Origin of the sequence: Amorphoplanes digitatis, from assembly GCF_014205335.1 — a bacterium.
Taxonomy (GTDB): Bacteria; Actinomycetota; Actinomycetes; order Mycobacteriales; family Micromonosporaceae; genus Actinoplanes; species Actinoplanes digitatus.
This window is the reverse complement of record NZ_JACHNH010000001.1, coordinates 4,450,340-4,465,537: the sequence shown is the minus strand read 5'-3', so window position 1 is coordinate 4,465,537 and position 15,198 is coordinate 4,450,340. Positions and strand designations below refer to the sequence as shown.

Sequence of the window (15,198 nt, the reverse complement as noted above, 5' to 3'; positions counted from 1 at the left end):
CCCTCGCCACCAAAGATCAAGAACAAAAAGGAATCAACGACTACCTAGGAAAGGGCCGCGGCCTCGCGCTCGGGGGACAGGCCCAGCGTCGGGCGGTCGGTGCGCTGCGGCGCCGTGCCGCCGACCGAACACAGCCAGGACCAGGTGTCCGCGACGGTCTCGCCGACCGGGCGCAGCCGCAGGCCCGCCCGCAGCGCCTTGCTCACGTCGCCGCCGTGCAGGAAGTCGTACTCGTAGCCGGGCGCCAGCCAGATGGGCAGCTCCATCCACGGCGTGATGCCGGCGTCGAGGATGGTCTTCGGGTCGGTCCAGCGCAGCTCGGCGTGCCCGCCGGTGACGGTGTTGATGGTCTCCAGCAGTTCGGCCATGGTGGTGTGCCCGGGCGGGCTGACCAGGTCGTAGGGGCCGGTGCGGCCGGCGGCGGCGGCGTCGAGCAGCCAGGCGGCCAGGTCGCGGGCGTCGATGTACTGAAGTTTCATCTCCGGCGGCCCGGGCGCCAGGGTCGGCCCGCCGCGGGCGATCCGGTTGAGCCACCAGGGCAGCCGGCCGATGTCCTCGTGGGGTCCGAGGATCAGGCCGGCGCGGCCGTGCAGGACCGGGCCGTCGAAGTTCTGCTCGGCCGCGAGCTCGGCGCCGCGTTTGGCCGACGCGTAGTCGTCGGCGTCGCCGGAGTCCGGGTCGGCGTCGACGACCGGCGCGGCCTCGGTGTGCGGGACGGTCTTGTCGTCGGTGGCGTAGACGCTGCGGCTGGAGACGTAGGTGTAGTGCCCGGCGTGGCCGCGCAGCGCGGCGGCGGAGTCGCGGACGACGTTGGGCGCGCCGGACCAGGTGTCGACGACGGCGTCCCAGGCGCCGCCGTGCAGGGCCGCGAGGCCGCCGGGTGCGCGGCGGTCGCCGATCAGGGCGGTCGTGCCCGGCGGCGCGGGCTGGTGGCCGCGGTTGAGGACGGTGATGTGGTGGCCGCGGGTGCGTGCCTCGTCGACGACGGCGCGGCCGACGAATCCGGTTCCCCCGAGCACGAGAAGTCTCATGACGACGACGATGCCCGCGGTGGCGCCCCGGGCGGAAGGCGTGATCGCTGACAGCGCAACGGTGCCTGACGGATGTCATGGGCGGGAGGTGACGCGTGGCCCGGTGCGGGGGCCGTGGGTGCGCCGAGCATGGTGGCATGACAGTTGTCGCTCAGAGCGAAGTTCCTGATGCGGTGGCCGGGGGGTCGGGCCGGTTCGCCGTCGAGCTCGACGGCGTGGTGAAGCGTTTCGGTGCGGTCACCGCCGTCGACGGGATCAGCCTGCGGATCCGGCCGGGCGAGGTGGTGGCGTTGCTGGGTCCCAACGGGGCGGGCAAGACCAGCACGGTCGACATGTTGCTGGGTCTTTCGGCCCCGACCTCGGGTACGGCCAGGGTGTACGGCCGGCCGCCGCAGGAGGCGGTGGCGCTGGGTCTGGTGTCGGCGGTGATGCAGACCGGCGGGTTGTTGAAGGACTACACGGTCGAGGAGACGGTGCGGCTGACGGCGGTGCTGTTCGGGCGGGGTCGGGCCGAGGTCGGCCGGGTGCTGGAGCGGGCCGGGATCGCGGACATCGGCTCGCGGCTGGTCGGCAAGTGCTCGGGCGGGCAGCAGCAGCGGCTGCGGTTCGCGATGGCGCTGTTGCCGGATCCGGAGTTGCTGATCCTGGACGAGCCGACGACGGGGATGGATGTCGGCGGGCGGCGCGACTTCTGGACGTCGATCCGGGAGGACGCGCGCGGCGGCCGTACGGTCATCTTCGCGACGCACTACCTGGAGGAGGCGGACGCGTACGCGGATCGGGTGGTGTTCGTGCGCCGGGGCCGGCTGGTCGCCGACGGGACGGCGGCGCAGGTCAAGGCGCTGGCGTCGGGCCGCACGCTGCGGGCGACGCTGCCGGGTGCGGACGAGGCGGCGCTGCTGGCGCTGCCGGGTGTCGATTCGGTGGAGGTGCGCGGCGACACCGTTCTGGTGCAGGCACGCGACACCGACGAGGTGGCGCGGCATCTGCTGACGGCGACCGCCGCCCGGGATCTGGAGATCACCTCGCGGAACCTGGAGCAGGCGTTCTTGACCCTGACGGCTGACGAGAACCAGGGGAGTGGCGAATGAGCGCGCAGAGCATGCCGGCGGCCCGGAGTCTGCCGCGGTTCGGTGGTTTCTCCGCGGGGATGATCGGCCTGGAGCTGCGGCGGATGGTGCGTAACCGGCGCACTGTGGTGTTCACGCTGGTGATGCCGGCGGTGTTCTTCCTGTTGTTCGGCACGGGTTCGAGTTCGCGGACCGAGCGGGTCGGCGGCGGCAATGTGACCGGTTACATCCTGGTGAGCATGGCCGTGTACGGGGCGATGCTGGCGACGACCAGCGGCGGTGCGATGGTGTCGATCGAGCGGGCGGCGGGCTGGAGCCGGCAGTTGCGGCTGACGCCGTTGCGGCCGGCGGCGTACGTGGCGGTGAAGCTGGTCCTCGCCATGATCATCGGCGCGGTGTCGGTGGTGGTGGCGTTCGCCGTCGGTGCGGTCTCGGGTGCGGAGCTGCCGGCGCGGGCGTGGGTGTTGTGCGGGTTGCTCGCCTGGGTCTGTGCGCTGGTGTTCGCCGCGTTCGGGTTGTTCATGGGTTATCTGTTGCCGAGTGAGAACGTGATGCAGATCCTGGGTCCGGCGCTGGCGGTGTTGTCGTTCGCGGGTGGGTTGTTCGTGCCGGTTGACCTGATGGGTGACACGTTCGCGACGATCGCGAAGTTCACCCCGGTGTACGGGGTGGGGGAGATCGCCCGGTATCCGCTGACTCACCATGGGAATCTGTGGGCGGCGGCGCTGAACGTGATCGTGTGGACCGGGTTGTTCGCGGCGGGTGCGATGTGGCGGTTCCGGCGCGACACGGCGCGGGTGTAGTGGCCGGTACCGTCGTCGTCATGAGTGAGTCCGGCCCGCGCGCCCGGTTCGGGTGGCTGTTCGGCGCGGTGTGGCTGTTTTACCTCGGCGAGAATCTGAACGCCCTGCTGGACCGGCCGGACGGCTGGCAGCGTGACGTGGGCCTGGCCGCGCTGGCCGGGTTCGCGGCGCTGTATCTGGCGCTGGTGGGCTGGCTCGGCCAGATCCGGCACGGCGCGCGGCCGCGGTACGCGGTGGCGCGGCAGTGGCTGATCCTGCTGGCGCTGCTCGCGCTGGCGGCGGCGCAGGTGCCGGGCGCGGGTTTCCACGCGCTGACGTGCCTGGTCTTCATCGGCGCGTCGGCGATGATCGGGTTGCCGCTGGGTCAGGCGGTGCCGTTCGCGGCGGCGCTGGTGGTGCTGGCCGAGGTGCTGGCGTGGCGGGTGCCGGGCTGGGACGACCGGGGTTACGGGCTGGCGGTGCTGCTGGGCGCGGTGGCCAGTGGTGGTTTCCGGATGGCCGCGGAGCGGCAGAACCGGCTGCGGGTGGCGCAGCAGGAGCTGGCGGAGCTGGCGGTGGAGAACGAGAGGGCCCGGATCGCCGCCGATCTGCACGACATCCTGGGTCATTCGCTGACGGTGGTGACGGTGAAGGCGGAGCTGGCGCAGCGCCTGCTGGATGTCGACGTGGAGCGGGCCCGGGCCGAGTTGCGGGATCTTGAGGTGCTGGCGCGGGACGCGCTGTCGGATGTGCGGGCGACGGCGCTGGGTGTGCGGGGGATCTCGCTGCCGGGTGAGATCGCGGCGGCCCGGGAGGCCCTGGCCGCGGCGCATGTGCGGGCCGAGCTGCCGGGTGCGGCGGACGAGGTGCCGACCCGTAACCGGGAGTTGTTCGCCTGGACGATCCGGGAGGCGGTCACGAATGTGGTGCGGCACAGCCGGGCGGGGCACTGCGAGGTGCGGCTGGCCCCGGCGAGCGTGGAGATCGTCGACGACGGTCCGGGTGACGGCGCGCCGGCCGGCGACGGGCAGGGGCTGTCGGGCCTGCGGCGGCGGGCGGAGGCGCTGGGCGCGCGGTTGACGGTCGGCCGGCGTGAGGATCGGCCGGGTTTCCGGGTACGCGTGGAGGTGCCTTCATGATCCGGTTGCTGCTCGCCGATGACCAGGCGCTGGTGCGTGGCGCGATGGCGGCGCTGCTGGACATGGAGCCGGATCTGTCGGTGGTGGCGGAGGTGGGCCGCGGTGACGAGGTCGTGGCCGCGGTGGTCGCGCACGGTGTCGAGGTGGCCCTGCTGGACGTGGAGATGCCGGGGATGGACGGGGTCGCGGCGGCCCGGGAGCTGCACCGGGTGGTGCCGGGCTGCCGGGTGCTGATGGTGACGACGTTCGGCCGGGCGGGCTATCTGCGGCAGGCGATGGCGGCGGGCGCGAGTGGTTTCGTGGTCAAGGACACCCCGGCGCGGCAGCTGGCCGACGCGGTGCGCCGGGTGCATCAGGGTCTGCGGGTGGTGGATCCGGACCTGGCGGCGCAGTCGCTGGTGCACGGTGAGTCGCCGTTGACCGAGCGGGAGAGTGATGTGCTGCGCTCGGCGCGTGACGGCGGCACGGTGGCGGACATCGCCCGGGAGCTGCACCTGTCCGAGGGGACGGTGCGCAACCACCTGTCGTCGGCGATCGGTAAGACCGGTGCGCGTACCCGGGCGGAGGCGGTCCGGCTGGCCCTTGATCACGGCTGGCTGCTGGCGTAGCGCGTTTCTGTGTGCCTTCTGTGCGCAGATCTTAGGTTTTCTCCGGGTGCAACCGGGCGGCAACCGAGAGTGACCGCAACCCGCACCCTGTGCAACGAAAAGTTCCCCCTGTCAGCCGGTGAGCCGTCACCGGGAGGCGGACGCGAGGGGGAACACACGAATGGCAGCGAAGACCGAGACCGTCAGCCGCGAGCTCGAGAACATGATCCGCGAGAACATGCCGCTGGTCGGGCACCTGGTCCGCGAGATGTTGTTCAAGGTGCCCGCGCACGTGCACCGTGACGATCTCGCCTCCGCCGGGTACGCCGCCCTGGTGACCGCCGCGAAGGCGTTCGACGCCGATCGGGGCATCCCGTTCGGCCGGTTCGCCGCCGTGCGGATCCGCGGTGCGCTGCTGGACGAGCTGCGCAGCATGGACTGGGCCAGCCGTTCGGTGCGGGCCCGGGCCCGCCGGGCCGAGGTCGCCCGCCAGGAGCTGACCGCCCAGCTGGGCCGCACGCCGACCCCGGCCGAGCTGGCCGAGCTGCTCGGTGTCGGCGTCGGCGAGCTCTCCAACGTCGATGACGACGTGCAGCGCGCCGCCGTGCTGTCGCTACAGGGCTTCGCCGTCGGCACGGCCGAGGACATGGTCACCGACGGTGAGCTGAACCCCGAGGAGATGCTGCTGCACCGCGAGCGCATCGGCTACCTGCACGACGCCGTCGCGGTGCTGCCGGAGCGGCTGCGGTTCGTCGTCGAGACGTCGTTCCTCCAGGAGCGGCCGCTGTCGGCGGTCGCCGCCGAGCTGGGCGTGACCGAGTCGCGGGTGTCGCAGCTGCGCACCGAGGCCCTGGCCCTGCTCAAGGACGGCCTGACCACGCACATGGAGCAGCAGGACCTCGGCGCCGCCCGCGGTGACGGCTGTGTCGCCCGGCGCCGGGCGGCGTACGCGGCGCAGATCGCCGGCCGCAGCACCATGACGTCGCGGCTGTCCGTGACCGACGTGCGCGGCACGAACAGGTCGGTCGCGTACGCCGCCTGACCCCGGTTGTCCCGAAAGGCCGGCACGCCCCCGCGTGCCGGCCTTTCGCGTGTGCGGGGAAACCCGGTTGCGGTCCCGGCCGGGGCGCGCGATGGTGGACGCCGAGCACCTGCCGCCGATCGAAGAAGGAGCAGTCACCTCCGTGTGATACCGACCCGACCCCGATGAGGCGCCGCCGCTGTGGCGTGCCCGGGGTCGCCGTGTCCGTACCGGTATCCGTCCCTGGAGGACTCCTTGCTGAAAGCCGCCTCGATCGGCCGCGCCCACGACGGTGATCTGCTCTTCGCCGACCTCGACCTGGTCCTGCGCCCGGGTGACCGGGTCGGTGTCGTCGGCCCCAACGGGGCCGGCAAGACGACCCTGCTGCGGGTCCTCGCCGGTGACCTGCCGCCCACGGCGGGCACCGTCAGCCACGGCCCGGGCCTGCGGGTCGGCTACGTGCCGCAGCAGGTCGCCGACCCCGCCGGCACCGTCGGCGACTTCCTCACCGCCGGGCTCGGCGAGCTCGCCGAGGTCACCGCCCGGCTGCGCCGGCTGGAGGCCGCGCTGGAGCGCGGCGGTGACGTCCTGGCCGAGTACGGCCGGGTGCAGGAGCGGTGGACGGCGCTGCGGGGGTGGACCGCCGAGACCCGGCTGGCCGAGATCCGCCAGCGCCTCGACATCGACCACCTGCCGCCCGGCCTGGCCCTGCGCGAGGTCAGCGGCGGCGAGCAGGCCCGGCTGCTGCTCGCGCACGCCCTGCTGGACGCTCCGGGCCTGCTGCTGCTGGACGAGCCGACCAACCACCTCGACGCCGAGGGCGCCGCCTGGCTGGCCGGCTGGCTGCGTGACTTCCCCGGCGGGGTCCTGGCCGTCAGCCACGACCGGGCGTTCCTGGACGCGGCCGTCACCCGGGTCATCGAGCTCGACGGCATCCACGAGCAGCCGCAGGACTACCCGGGCGGCGGCTACAGCGCCTACCGGGCCGAGAAGACCCGGCGCTGGCAGCGACTGCTGCTGGACTACGAGGCGCAGGAGAAGGACCGGATCCGCTGGGAGCGTGACATCGCCCAGACCCTGGCCCAGGCCCGGTACGTGGAGACGACGGTGCGTTCCGGCGTCGAGGCGCCGCACCTGCGGCGGATCGCGAAGAAGGTGGCGCAGAAGGCCAAGGCCCGCGAGCGGCGGCTGCGCCGGCAGATGGAGTCCGCCCGGTGGATCGCCCGGCCGCGGACCCGCCCGCCGCTGACCCTCGCGTTCCCCGGCGACGACGGTGAGGACCGCGACGTCGTGCTGTCGGTGCGCGACCTGACGGTCAAGGCCGGTGACCGTACGCTGCTCGACGGCGTCGACCTCGACGTGCGGCGCGGCGACCGGATCCTGATCACCGGCCGTAACGGCGCCGGCAAGACCACCCTGCTGCGGGCGATCGCCGAGCGGGCGGGGGTGCCGCTGGCGGTGCTGCCGCAGACCTCCGACGGGTTGCGTACCGCCACCACGGTGCTCGACTTCTTCCGTTCCCGGGTGCCGGTCTACGCCGAGGACGCCGAACGGCTGCTCGCCGGGCACCAGTTCGGCCCCGACCAGTGGGGTGCCCCACTGCGCAGCCTGTCCGCCGGTGAGCTGCGCCGGCTGCTGCTGGCCGTCATGGTGAACAGCCCGGCGCGGATCCTGCTGCTCGACGAGCCCACCAACTTCCTCGACTTCGACGCCCTCGACGTCGTCGAGGAGGCGCTGCGGGCGTACCGGGGGACGCTGTTGACCGTCACGCACGACCGGTACTTCGCCGACCGGGTCGGGCACACCCGCACCTGGCATGTCGCGGAGGGCGCCGTGCTGGCGAGCTGACACGATGAGGGCATGTCGTCGCCGGTTCCCCGACTCAGTGGCGCGCTCGCCGTCGGCGGAAGCGCCGAGCAGTTCACCGAGGCGTGGCTGGCCAACCGGCGGCTGTCGGCGCACACCCGCGACGCGTACCGGCGTGACGTCGCCGCGTGGCTGGCCTGGTGCGCGGCCCGCGACGTCGATCCGCTGGCGGCGTCGTTCCTGGACGTCAACGCGTACGCCCGGGGGCTGGAGGCCCGGCCGCTGGCGCCGGCGTCGGTGGCTCGCAAGCTGTCCGGGCTGTCCAGCTGGTACGACTTCCTGGCCAAGCTGCGCGCCGTCGAGGCGAACCCGGTCGGCGGCGCGGACCGCCCGCCGGTCTCGCGCGACCACTCCGCCACCGTCGGGCTGAGCCCGGAGGAGGTCGACGCGCTGCTCGCCGCCGCCGAGGCCGGGACGGGGCCGGCCGCCGCGCGCAACCTCGCCGTGCTGGCGCTGCTCGCCGACCTCGGGCTGCGCGTGGGGGAACTCGTCGGCCTCGACGTCGCGGACCTCGGCGTGGAGCGCGGGCACCGCAGCGTGCGGTTCGTCGGCAAGGGCGGCAAGCCCCGGCGGCGGGTCCTGACCGCGTACGCGGCGGCGGCGCTGGACGCCTACCTCGCCGGGCGCACCGCCGGCCGGCTCGACGGGCCGCTGCTGGTCACCGCCACCGGCGCGCGCATCGACCGGCACTCGGTGTTCCGGCTGGTGCGGCGCCTGGCCCGGGAGGCCGGCATCGAGGGCTGGGCCCGGCTGTCGCCGCACTCGCTGCGGCACGCGTTCGCCACCACCGCCCGCGCCGAGGGGGTGCCGCTGGAGGATGTGCAGGACGCGATGGGTCACGCCGACCCGCGTACCACCCGCCGCTACGACCGGGACCGGCACAACCTGGACCGCGACCCCGCCTACACCATCGCCGCCGCGCGGGTCCGCCGCAGCGGCGGTTAGGCCGACCGCCTATTCTCGACCGCGGTCAGCGGGTCGGTTACGGGACGGGGTCGGGTTGAACATCTTCGAAGCAGTGCTGCTCGGTGCGGTAGAGGGTTTCACCGAGTTCCTGCCGGTCTCCAGTACCGGACACCTGACCATCCTGGAGAAGCTGCTCGGCTACAACATCGACGATCCGGACATCACCGCGTTCACGGCGATCATCCAGTCCGGGGCCGTGCTCGCCACGGTGCTGTTCCTGCGCAAGGACATCGCCCGGATCGTGCCCGCCTGGTTCCGCGGCGTGCTGAACTCCGACCAGCGCGACAATCCCGACTACCGTTTCGGCTGGGCCGTCATCCTCGGCTCGATCCCGATCGGCATCGTCGGGCTGCTGTTCCAGGACACCATCACCTCGACGCTGCGCAGCCTCTGGTTCGTCGCCTGGTCGCTGGTGCTGTGGAGCGGCGTGATGGCCTTCGCCGACCACGCCGCCACCCAGATCCGCCACGAGGAGGACATCACCTGGAAGGACACCCTGATCATCGGCGTGACGCAGTGTCTCGCCCTGATCCCCGGCGTGTCGCGTTCCGGTGCCACCATGTCCGCGGGCCTGCTGCGCGACTTCGATCGGGTGACGGTCACCCGGCTGTCGTTCTTCCTGTCGATCCCGGCGCTGCTGGGCGCGAGCGTGCTCCAGACGGTCACCGAGTTCGACAACATCTCCGGCGGCGTCGGCTGGGGGCCGACCATCGTCGCGCTGATCACCAGCTTCGTCGTCGGCTGGTTCGCGGTGTCCTGGCTGCTGAAGTTCATCGCCAAGCACTCGTACAGCATCTTCATCGGCTACCGGCTGGTGCTCGGCGCCCTGCTGATGGTGCTGCTGGCCACCAACGTCATCGAGCCGCAGTAGCCGCTCACAGCCGCAGCGCGGCCCGGACCAGCTCCAGCGCCGCCTGCGGGGACACCCCCAGCGCCGTGGCCTGCTCGGCGTAGCGCCGCGCGGCCCGCTGCGCCTCGGCCGGGGTGCCCGCGGCCCGGGCGGTGATCAGCGTGCCCGCCCGGCCGTGCGTCTCCACCAGGCCCGCCTGCTCCAGCTCGCGGTAGGCGCGGGCCACCGTGTTCGCCGCCAGTCCCAGCTCGGCGGCGAGCGCCCGCACCGGCGGCAGCCGCGTCCCGGCGGCGAGCACACCCTCGGCGGCCAGCTCGGCGATCCGCGTCCGCACCTGCTCGTACGGCGCGACCGCCGAGCCGGCGTCGATGACGATGTCCATCCGGCCCCCCGGGGTCCAGTGCTACAGCAGCCGCGGCGGGGTGTTTCCGGCCGCGACGATGGCCCGGCGCATCGGGACCAACGCCAGCAGGATGCCACCCACGACGAAGAACACCACGAGCGACACGATGCCGATGCGGTAGCTGTTGGTCAGCTGGAACACCAGCCCGAACGCCAGCGGGCCCAGCCAGCTCGTGCCCTTGTCGCTGATCTCGTAGAAGCCGTAGTACTCGCCCTCGCGGCCCTCCGGGATCAGCTGGCTGAACAGCGAGCGGCTCAGCGCCTGGCTGCCGCCCATCACCAGGCCGATGCCGACGCCGAGCAGCATGAACGGCACCGGTTCGCCCTCGGGCAGCCAGAACGCGGCCAGGATGACGCCCAGCCACAGCGCCAGCGCGATCAGGACCGTCTTGCGGGCGCCGATCCGGGTGGCGAGGCCGCCCAGCAGCAGCGCGCCGCCGAACGCCAGGAACTGCACGATCAGGATCGTCACGATCAGCGCGCTCTGCTCCAGGTGCAGCTCCTCGGTGCCGAACTGGCTGGCCAGCGAGATCACCGTCTGGATGCCGTCGTTGTAGATCAGGTACGCGCCCAGGAAGGCCAGCGTCAACGGGTACGCCCGCATGCTGCGGATGGTGTGGCCGAGCTGGCGGAACCCGTCGACGAGCACGTTGCCGCCGGCGCGGGCCTGCGCGACCTCCGCGGCGGGGTGCTCCTTGAGCCAGCGCAGCGGCAGCAGGGTGAACGCGGCCCACCAGACGCCGGCCGACACGATGGACCAGCGGGCCAGGTCCAGGGTGCGCTGGTCGTCGCCGTCGACGCTGAGGGCCATCACCACGCCCAGGTTGATCAGCAGCAGGACGCCGCCGCCAAGGTAGCCCAGCGCCCAGCCGCGGCTGGAGACCTTGTCGCGCTCGTCGGGGCCGGCCAGCCGCGGCAGGAACGAGTTGTAGACGACAACGGACGCGCCGAACGCGATGTTGGCGATGATGAACAGCAGCCCGCCGAGCAGGTACCGCTCGCCGGTCACGAACGCCATCGCGACCGTCGCGCCGGCGCCGACGAACGCGGCCGCCGCCAGCAGCGGCTTCTTGCGCGGGGCGCGGTCGGCGATGGCGCCCATCACCGGCAGTACGAAGACGGTCAGCAGCACCGACAGCGACACCAGGTAGGGGAAGTACGAACCGGCGGCGACGGTGATGCCCAGCGGGTGCACCCGGCCGTCGCACTCGTCGGCGCCCAGCGCGCACCCGGCGGCCTGCTCGGTGACGCTGGTCAGGAACGGGCCGAGGAAGACCGTGATGACGGTGGTGGAGAAGGCCGAGTTGGCCCAGTCGTAGAAGTACCAACCGGTGCGTTCGCGGCGGGTGCTCGCCGGGGCGGTGGTGGCGGCGGTCATGGGCGGGCTCCTGCGCGGCGTCGGTGGATAGCGCGCTGATGATGCCACCCCGAAGCCCTTTGGGGGTACGGCGACGCGTCGATCAATCCGGCTGGTTCCACCACTTCGCCAGGGTGCTGGTCGCCGGGTCGTCGGAGTCCGCCAGCGCCGCCCACGGGTCCGCGCCGGGCGGCAGGTCCTGCGCCGCGTAGGCGGCCAGGTCCTGGGCCGGCACCGCGGCCTCGGCGCCGGTGTCGACCGGGCCCGCGTGGTACAGCCCCAGGCTGCCGGTGTCGATCCAGGGGAAGCCGTCGACCGGCTCGGGCAGCGGGCCGACGTCGACCACCGGCGGGAACACGCTCACCTGTTCCAGGTCCGGCGCCGCGTCCGGGTCGGCGCCGATCGGGCCGAGGCCGTGGCCGTCGCTGACGTCGACCACGCCGTGGTCGGCCACGTCGTCGTCGTGGCCGGTGCCGGGCTCGTGCACGTCGTCCCATCCGCCGTCGGTGTCGCCGCCGTCGAGGTCGCCGGCGTCCAGATCCGTGCCGTCGACGGCGTCGTGCGGCGCCAGGTCGTCGTGGCCGAACAGGTCGTCGTGGAACGGGCCGTCGTCGGCGACCGGCTCGTGCGACGGCGTGAAGTCGTGCCCGGCACCCGGATCGTGGTGGTCGTCGGGCTCGTGGAAGTCCGCCCAGCCGTGTTCGTCGCTCACGTCAGCTCCTGTGAAATTTCGGCGGGCACGGGCGTCAGCGTGCGCGCCCGCGCGAGTACGTCGTCGAGCTGCCTGATCTGTGCGCGGACGCCGGCCAGGTCCGCGTTGGCCGCGGCCCGGCGCCGGGCCCGGCCCGCGGCGTCCTCGGCCACCGCCGCGTCGATGTCCGCGATGTGCGCGTCGAGTTCGCGCAGCCGCCGCTCGACCGCGTCGTCGACGGCCACGCCCAGCGCGTACTGCAGGTCGGTGAACCGGTAGGAGATCTCGTCGGACAGGGCCGCGCGGGCCTCGCCCAGCACCTCGCGCAGCCAGGCGCGGGCCTGCTGGCGGTCGGACTGCACCCGCCGGCGGTACAGCACGAAGCCGCCCGCGGCCAGGCCAAGGCCCAGCCCGGCGACCGGAATCAGCAGCCCGCCGGCGACGGCGGAGCCGATGCCGAACGCCGAGGCGCCCAGGACCGCGCCGCGGCCGGCCATGAACGCGATCCCGCCGGCCGACAGCACGATCAGCATGTTGTCGCCCGAGCCGTCGCGCGCCGGGCCGCCGGCCAGCGCGTGGCGCAGCGTCGCGTTGAGCCGGTCCAGGACCGCGGCCAGCTCCTCGTCGTCGAAGACCTGCGCGAGGACCCGCTCGCCGACCTGCCGGAACGTGGCACGCAGGTCGTCGGAGAGCCGCACCGCCACCGCCTGGAGCTCGGCGTCGACCTGATCCGGCAGCGCGGCGAGGGCCTCGCCGCGGGCGGCGTCAATGCGGGCGCCGAACTGAAGCTGCACGGCGGCGATGCGGGTGCGCAGCAGGCCGACGACCTCGACCCGGGCCCGCTGCGTCTCGGCGCTGAGCAGCAGCGCCCACTGCCGCGACTCGGTGCGTTTGCGGGCGGCCAGGGCGGAGCGCTGCGCGCGTACCCGGGCGACCTCGGCCGGGTCGGCGTCGCAGGCCCGCAGCCGGGCCTCCGCGGCCGCCTCCAGCCGGGCCAGGTCGCCGCGGGCGGTACGCAGCACGTTGGCCAGTTGCAGCTGGTGCCCGCGCCCGGCCAGCTCGACCAGGGCGTGCTGGAGCTCGGCGATGCGCGCCGCGCCGACCAGCGCGGCCTGCTCACCGGCGGGCATGCCCAGCGCCAGCTCGGCCAGCCGCGCGGAGACCGGGAACCAGGGCGCGTCGGCGAACCGCGGCGCCCGGGCGCGCAGCAGCGCCCGGTTGTCCTCGGCGATGCGCCGCCACCCCGGGAACGCGTCGATCTTCGTCAGCGCGAACACGACCGCGTCGACGCGTTCGCTCGCGGCGGCCAGGAAGTCCAGCTCGGGCTGCGACAGCGGCGCGGACGCGTCGGCGACGAACAGCAGGGCGGTGGCCCGCTCGACCGCGTCGAGCGCGACGGCGGTGTGCGCCGGGTCGAGCCCGCCGACGCCCGGGGTGTCCAGCAGGCTCAGGTACTGCAACAGCGGCGCCGGGTGGGTGACCTCGATGCGCCGCGGTGCGCGGCCTCCGCCGGGCGGCTCACCGCCGGTGGCCCAGTCGGCGAGCCGGGCGACGTCGACCGGCACCGGCTCGGGCGCACCCGGCACGTACGCGGCCGCCGACGCCGGCGTGCCGGGGGAGAAGTGCAGGTAGGCGGCGGTCGCGACGGCCGCGTCGACCGGCGACAGGTCCGGCACCCCGAGCAGGGCGTTGAGCAGCGAGCTCTTGCCTCGCTTGGTCTCGCCGACGATGACGATCGTGGGCCGGGTCAGCTGGGTGCGGCGCCGCTCGGCCAGCTCCGCGCCCGCGTCGGCGTCGGCGGCGCGCACCGCGGCGAGGGCGTCGCGCACGGCGACGTCGAGCTCCTTGGCCAGGCTCACCGCGCCTGCTCCCGGACGGCCTGGGCCAGCAGGTGGAAGCCGCGGTGGGCGACCTGCGCCACCCGTGACTGCGCCGGGCCGGCACCGGCGACCGCGTACACCCGCCAGCGGTTGGCGGCCTCGACCGCGGCGGCGGCCAGTTCGGGCGGTGCCGCGTCCGGCAGCCGCAGGATCCACCGGGGGTCCTCGGAGGTCGCCAGCCGGGTCAGCTCCCGCTCCCAGGCCTCCGGCAGCGGCACGGCGCCGGTCGCGACCCGCTGCGCCACCTCCAGCAGCCGCAGCCGGTGGTAGGCGGGTTCGCGCAGCAGCCGTTCGGTGGCGGCGCGCAGCGCCTCCCGGTCGCGCGGGTCCCCCTCGTGGCCGGCGATGCGCTCGAGCCGGGCCAGCGCCCAGCCGGCCTTGATCGCGTCGGCGCGCCAGCGCAGCGTCTGCTCCAGGGTGGTGCGCAGCCGGGGGAAGCCGGAGGCACCCACCAGCCGGCGCACCAGCTCACCGGTGCCCAGCTGCGGCTCGGCGGCGAGCTGCGCACATGCGAAACCGACGCCGTAGAGGTCGAGCAGGGCGAGTAGCCGTTCGCGGTGCTGCGCGCCGACCGGCGCCGGCCGGCTCCGGAACAGGTCCACCGAGGCCAGCAGCAGCCGCAGCTCGCCGGCGGGCAGCGCGGAGAGGGTCCGCAGGGCGGCGCAGTCGGCGGCGGTGAGCCGCCCCGCCTCACCGGTCTCGGCGAGCAGCCCGACCACCGGCACGACCTCCGAGACGGTACGGGCCAGCAGCGCGGCCTGCTGCTCGGCGAGCGGACCGGCGACCGGCCACGGATCCCCGGCACCGCCGACCAGGGTGTCGACCTTGCCGAACACCCCCAGCGCGTTGATCGGGCTGCTGGCCAGCCGGGCCGACGCGGCGCGGAACGCCTCAAGGGCGCGCACGTCGTCGGCGCGGACCGCCTGGGTGAAGACGTAGACGACGGCCTCGGCGGCGGCGACCTCGGAGGCGGAGTCCGCGTCGATGTCGGCGTCGAACGGCGCGGTGTTCTCGCCGAGCTCGGCCGCGGCCCGGGCGCTGACGCCGGTGTCGGTCGACGCCAGGCCCGGCGTGTCGACCACGGTAAGATCGCGCAGCTTCTCACTGGTCAGCGTCACGTCGACGTAGGCGATCCGCGCGGCGCCGACACCGAGCCGCTGCGGGATCATGCCGTCATCGCCCAGCGGCAGGCTCGAACGGGTGCCGTCGCGGCGCACCACGTCGACACGGTCGGCGGTCCCGTACCGGAACCGGGTGACCACCCGGGTGCACTCACCGACCGCCGTAGGGGCGACCCGGCGCCCGATCAACGCGTTGACGAGTGTCGACTTTCCGGCTTTCAGCCGCCCGGCGATTGCGACGCGTAAGGGCTCGGACAACCGATCACGGACCTGAAGCGCCTGGCCACCGGCGTGCGGACCGACCCGAGCCACGATTTCGTCACAGAGAGTCGCCACGCGGGCGGACAGCGGACCGACGGTCATGACTCGTCAGCCGAGCACACCGTCAGCGAGAATGTGCTGACCGCGGCCGACGTCCTGGACACAGTCGCCACC

Annotated in this window: 14 protein-coding genes; 8 read left to right on the top strand and 6 right to left on the bottom strand. The window is 73.6% G+C overall.

Annotation, left to right across the window (positions count from 1 at the left end; genetic code table 11):
• Positions 1 to 44: 44 nt before the first annotated feature.
• Complete coding sequence (locus BJ971_RS19555; protein ID WP_184994702.1) at positions 45 to 1,031, bottom strand: NAD-dependent epimerase/dehydratase family protein; 987 nt, start codon at positions 1,029 to 1,031, stop codon at positions 45 to 47.
• A 137-nt stretch (positions 1,032 to 1,168) separates the two neighbouring features.
• Between BJ971_RS19555 and BJ971_RS19550 the strand changes: the two genes are divergently transcribed.
• From BJ971_RS19550 to BJ971_RS19515, 8 genes are all read left to right on the top strand, one after another.
• Positions 1,169 to 2,122, top strand: coding sequence for an ABC transporter ATP-binding protein (locus BJ971_RS19550; RefSeq protein WP_184994701.1), 954 nt, complete (start codon positions 1,169 to 1,171; stop codon positions 2,120 to 2,122).
• A complete protein-coding gene (locus BJ971_RS19545) occupies positions 2,119 to 2,904 on the top strand; it encodes an ABC transporter permease (protein WP_184994700.1) in 786 nt (261 codons plus the stop codon). The genes BJ971_RS19550 and BJ971_RS19545 overlap by 4 nt, the downstream gene beginning before the upstream one ends.
• Positions 2,905 to 2,924: 20 nt before the next feature.
• Complete coding sequence (locus BJ971_RS19540; protein WP_184994699.1) at positions 2,925 to 4,022, top strand: sensor histidine kinase; 1,098 nt, start codon at positions 2,925 to 2,927, stop codon at positions 4,020 to 4,022.
• Positions 4,019 to 4,630 (top strand): response regulator transcription factor, encoded by a 612-nt coding sequence (locus BJ971_RS19535; protein WP_184994698.1) that lies wholly within the window; start codon positions 4,019 to 4,021, stop codon positions 4,628 to 4,630. The genes BJ971_RS19540 and BJ971_RS19535 overlap by 4 nt, the downstream gene beginning before the upstream one ends.
• A 160-nt stretch (positions 4,631 to 4,790) precedes the next feature.
• Positions 4,791 to 5,651, top strand: coding sequence for a sigma-70 family RNA polymerase sigma factor (locus tag BJ971_RS19530; protein WP_184994697.1), 861 nt, complete (start codon positions 4,791 to 4,793; stop codon positions 5,649 to 5,651).
• Positions 5,652 to 5,885: 234 nt separating this feature from the next.
• On the top strand, positions 5,886 to 7,478 hold the full coding sequence (locus BJ971_RS19525) for an ABC-F family ATP-binding cassette domain-containing protein (protein ID WP_184994696.1): 1,593 nt from the start codon (positions 5,886 to 5,888) through the stop codon (positions 7,476 to 7,478).
• Between the two features lie 12 nt (positions 7,479 to 7,490).
• Entirely contained in the window at positions 7,491 to 8,441 is a 951-nt protein-coding gene (locus BJ971_RS19520; protein WP_184994695.1) for a tyrosine-type recombinase/integrase, read from the top strand.
• Positions 8,442 to 8,496: 55 nt separating this feature from the next.
• A complete protein-coding gene (locus BJ971_RS19515; RefSeq protein WP_184994694.1) occupies positions 8,497 to 9,333 on the top strand; it encodes an undecaprenyl-diphosphate phosphatase in 837 nt (278 codons plus the stop codon).
• Positions 9,334 to 9,337: 4 nt separating this feature from the next.
• Here BJ971_RS19515 and BJ971_RS19510 read toward each other — a convergent pair whose 3' ends face one another.
• The 5 genes from BJ971_RS19510 to BJ971_RS19490 all read right to left on the bottom strand — a co-directional run bounded on the left by BJ971_RS19510 (position 9,338) and on the right by BJ971_RS19490 (position 15,126).
• Positions 9,338 to 9,694 carry a GntR family transcriptional regulator gene (locus BJ971_RS19510; protein WP_184994693.1) on the bottom strand — a complete coding sequence of 119 codons (357 nt, stop codon included), beginning with the start codon at positions 9,692 to 9,694 and terminating at the stop codon, positions 9,338 to 9,340.
• A gap of 21 nt (positions 9,695 to 9,715) precedes the next feature.
• A complete protein-coding gene (locus tag BJ971_RS19505) occupies positions 9,716 to 11,092 on the bottom strand; it encodes an MFS transporter (RefSeq protein WP_184994692.1) in 1,377 nt (458 codons plus the stop codon).
• 82 nt (positions 11,093 to 11,174) lie between these two features.
• Entirely contained in the window at positions 11,175 to 11,783 is a 609-nt protein-coding gene (locus tag BJ971_RS19500) for a hypothetical protein (RefSeq protein WP_184994691.1), read from the bottom strand.
• Entirely contained in the window at positions 11,780 to 13,621 is a 1,842-nt protein-coding gene (locus BJ971_RS19495) for a dynamin family protein (protein ID WP_184994690.1), read from the bottom strand. Before BJ971_RS19495 ends, BJ971_RS19500 begins: the two co-directional genes overlap by 4 nt.
• Complete coding sequence (locus tag BJ971_RS19490; protein WP_184994689.1) at positions 13,618 to 15,126, bottom strand: dynamin family protein; 1,509 nt, start codon at positions 15,124 to 15,126, stop codon at positions 13,618 to 13,620. Before BJ971_RS19490 ends, BJ971_RS19495 begins: the two co-directional genes overlap by 4 nt.
• Positions 15,127 to 15,198: the final 72 nt, after the last annotated feature.

Coding starts and splice junctions, on each gene's coding strand:
- BJ971_RS19555 (WP_184994702.1), bottom strand. CDS start 1,031: ATGAGACTTCTCGTGCTCGGGGGAACCGGATTCGTCGGCCGCGCCGTC.
- BJ971_RS19550 (WP_184994701.1), top strand. CDS start 1,169: ATGACAGTTGTCGCTCAGAGCGAAGTTCCTGATGCGGTGGCCGGGGGG.
- BJ971_RS19545 (WP_184994700.1), top strand. CDS start 2,119: ATGAGCGCGCAGAGCATGCCGGCGGCCCGGAGTCTGCCGCGGTTCGGT.
- BJ971_RS19540 (WP_184994699.1), top strand. CDS start 2,925: ATGAGTGAGTCCGGCCCGCGCGCCCGGTTCGGGTGGCTGTTCGGCGCG.
- BJ971_RS19535 (WP_184994698.1), top strand. CDS start 4,019: ATGATCCGGTTGCTGCTCGCCGATGACCAGGCGCTGGTGCGTGGCGCG.
- BJ971_RS19530 (WP_184994697.1), top strand. CDS start 4,791: ATGGCAGCGAAGACCGAGACCGTCAGCCGCGAGCTCGAGAACATGATC.
- BJ971_RS19520 (WP_184994695.1), top strand. CDS start 7,491: ATGTCGTCGCCGGTTCCCCGACTCAGTGGCGCGCTCGCCGTCGGCGGA.
- BJ971_RS19510 (WP_184994693.1), bottom strand. CDS start 9,694: ATGGACATCGTCATCGACGCCGGCTCGGCGGTCGCGCCGTACGAGCAG.
- BJ971_RS19505 (WP_184994692.1), bottom strand. CDS start 11,092: ATGACCGCCGCCACCACCGCCCCGGCGAGCACCCGCCGCGAACGCACC.
- BJ971_RS19490 (WP_184994689.1), bottom strand. CDS start 15,126: ATGACCGTCGGTCCGCTGTCCGCCCGCGTGGCGACTCTCTGTGACGAA.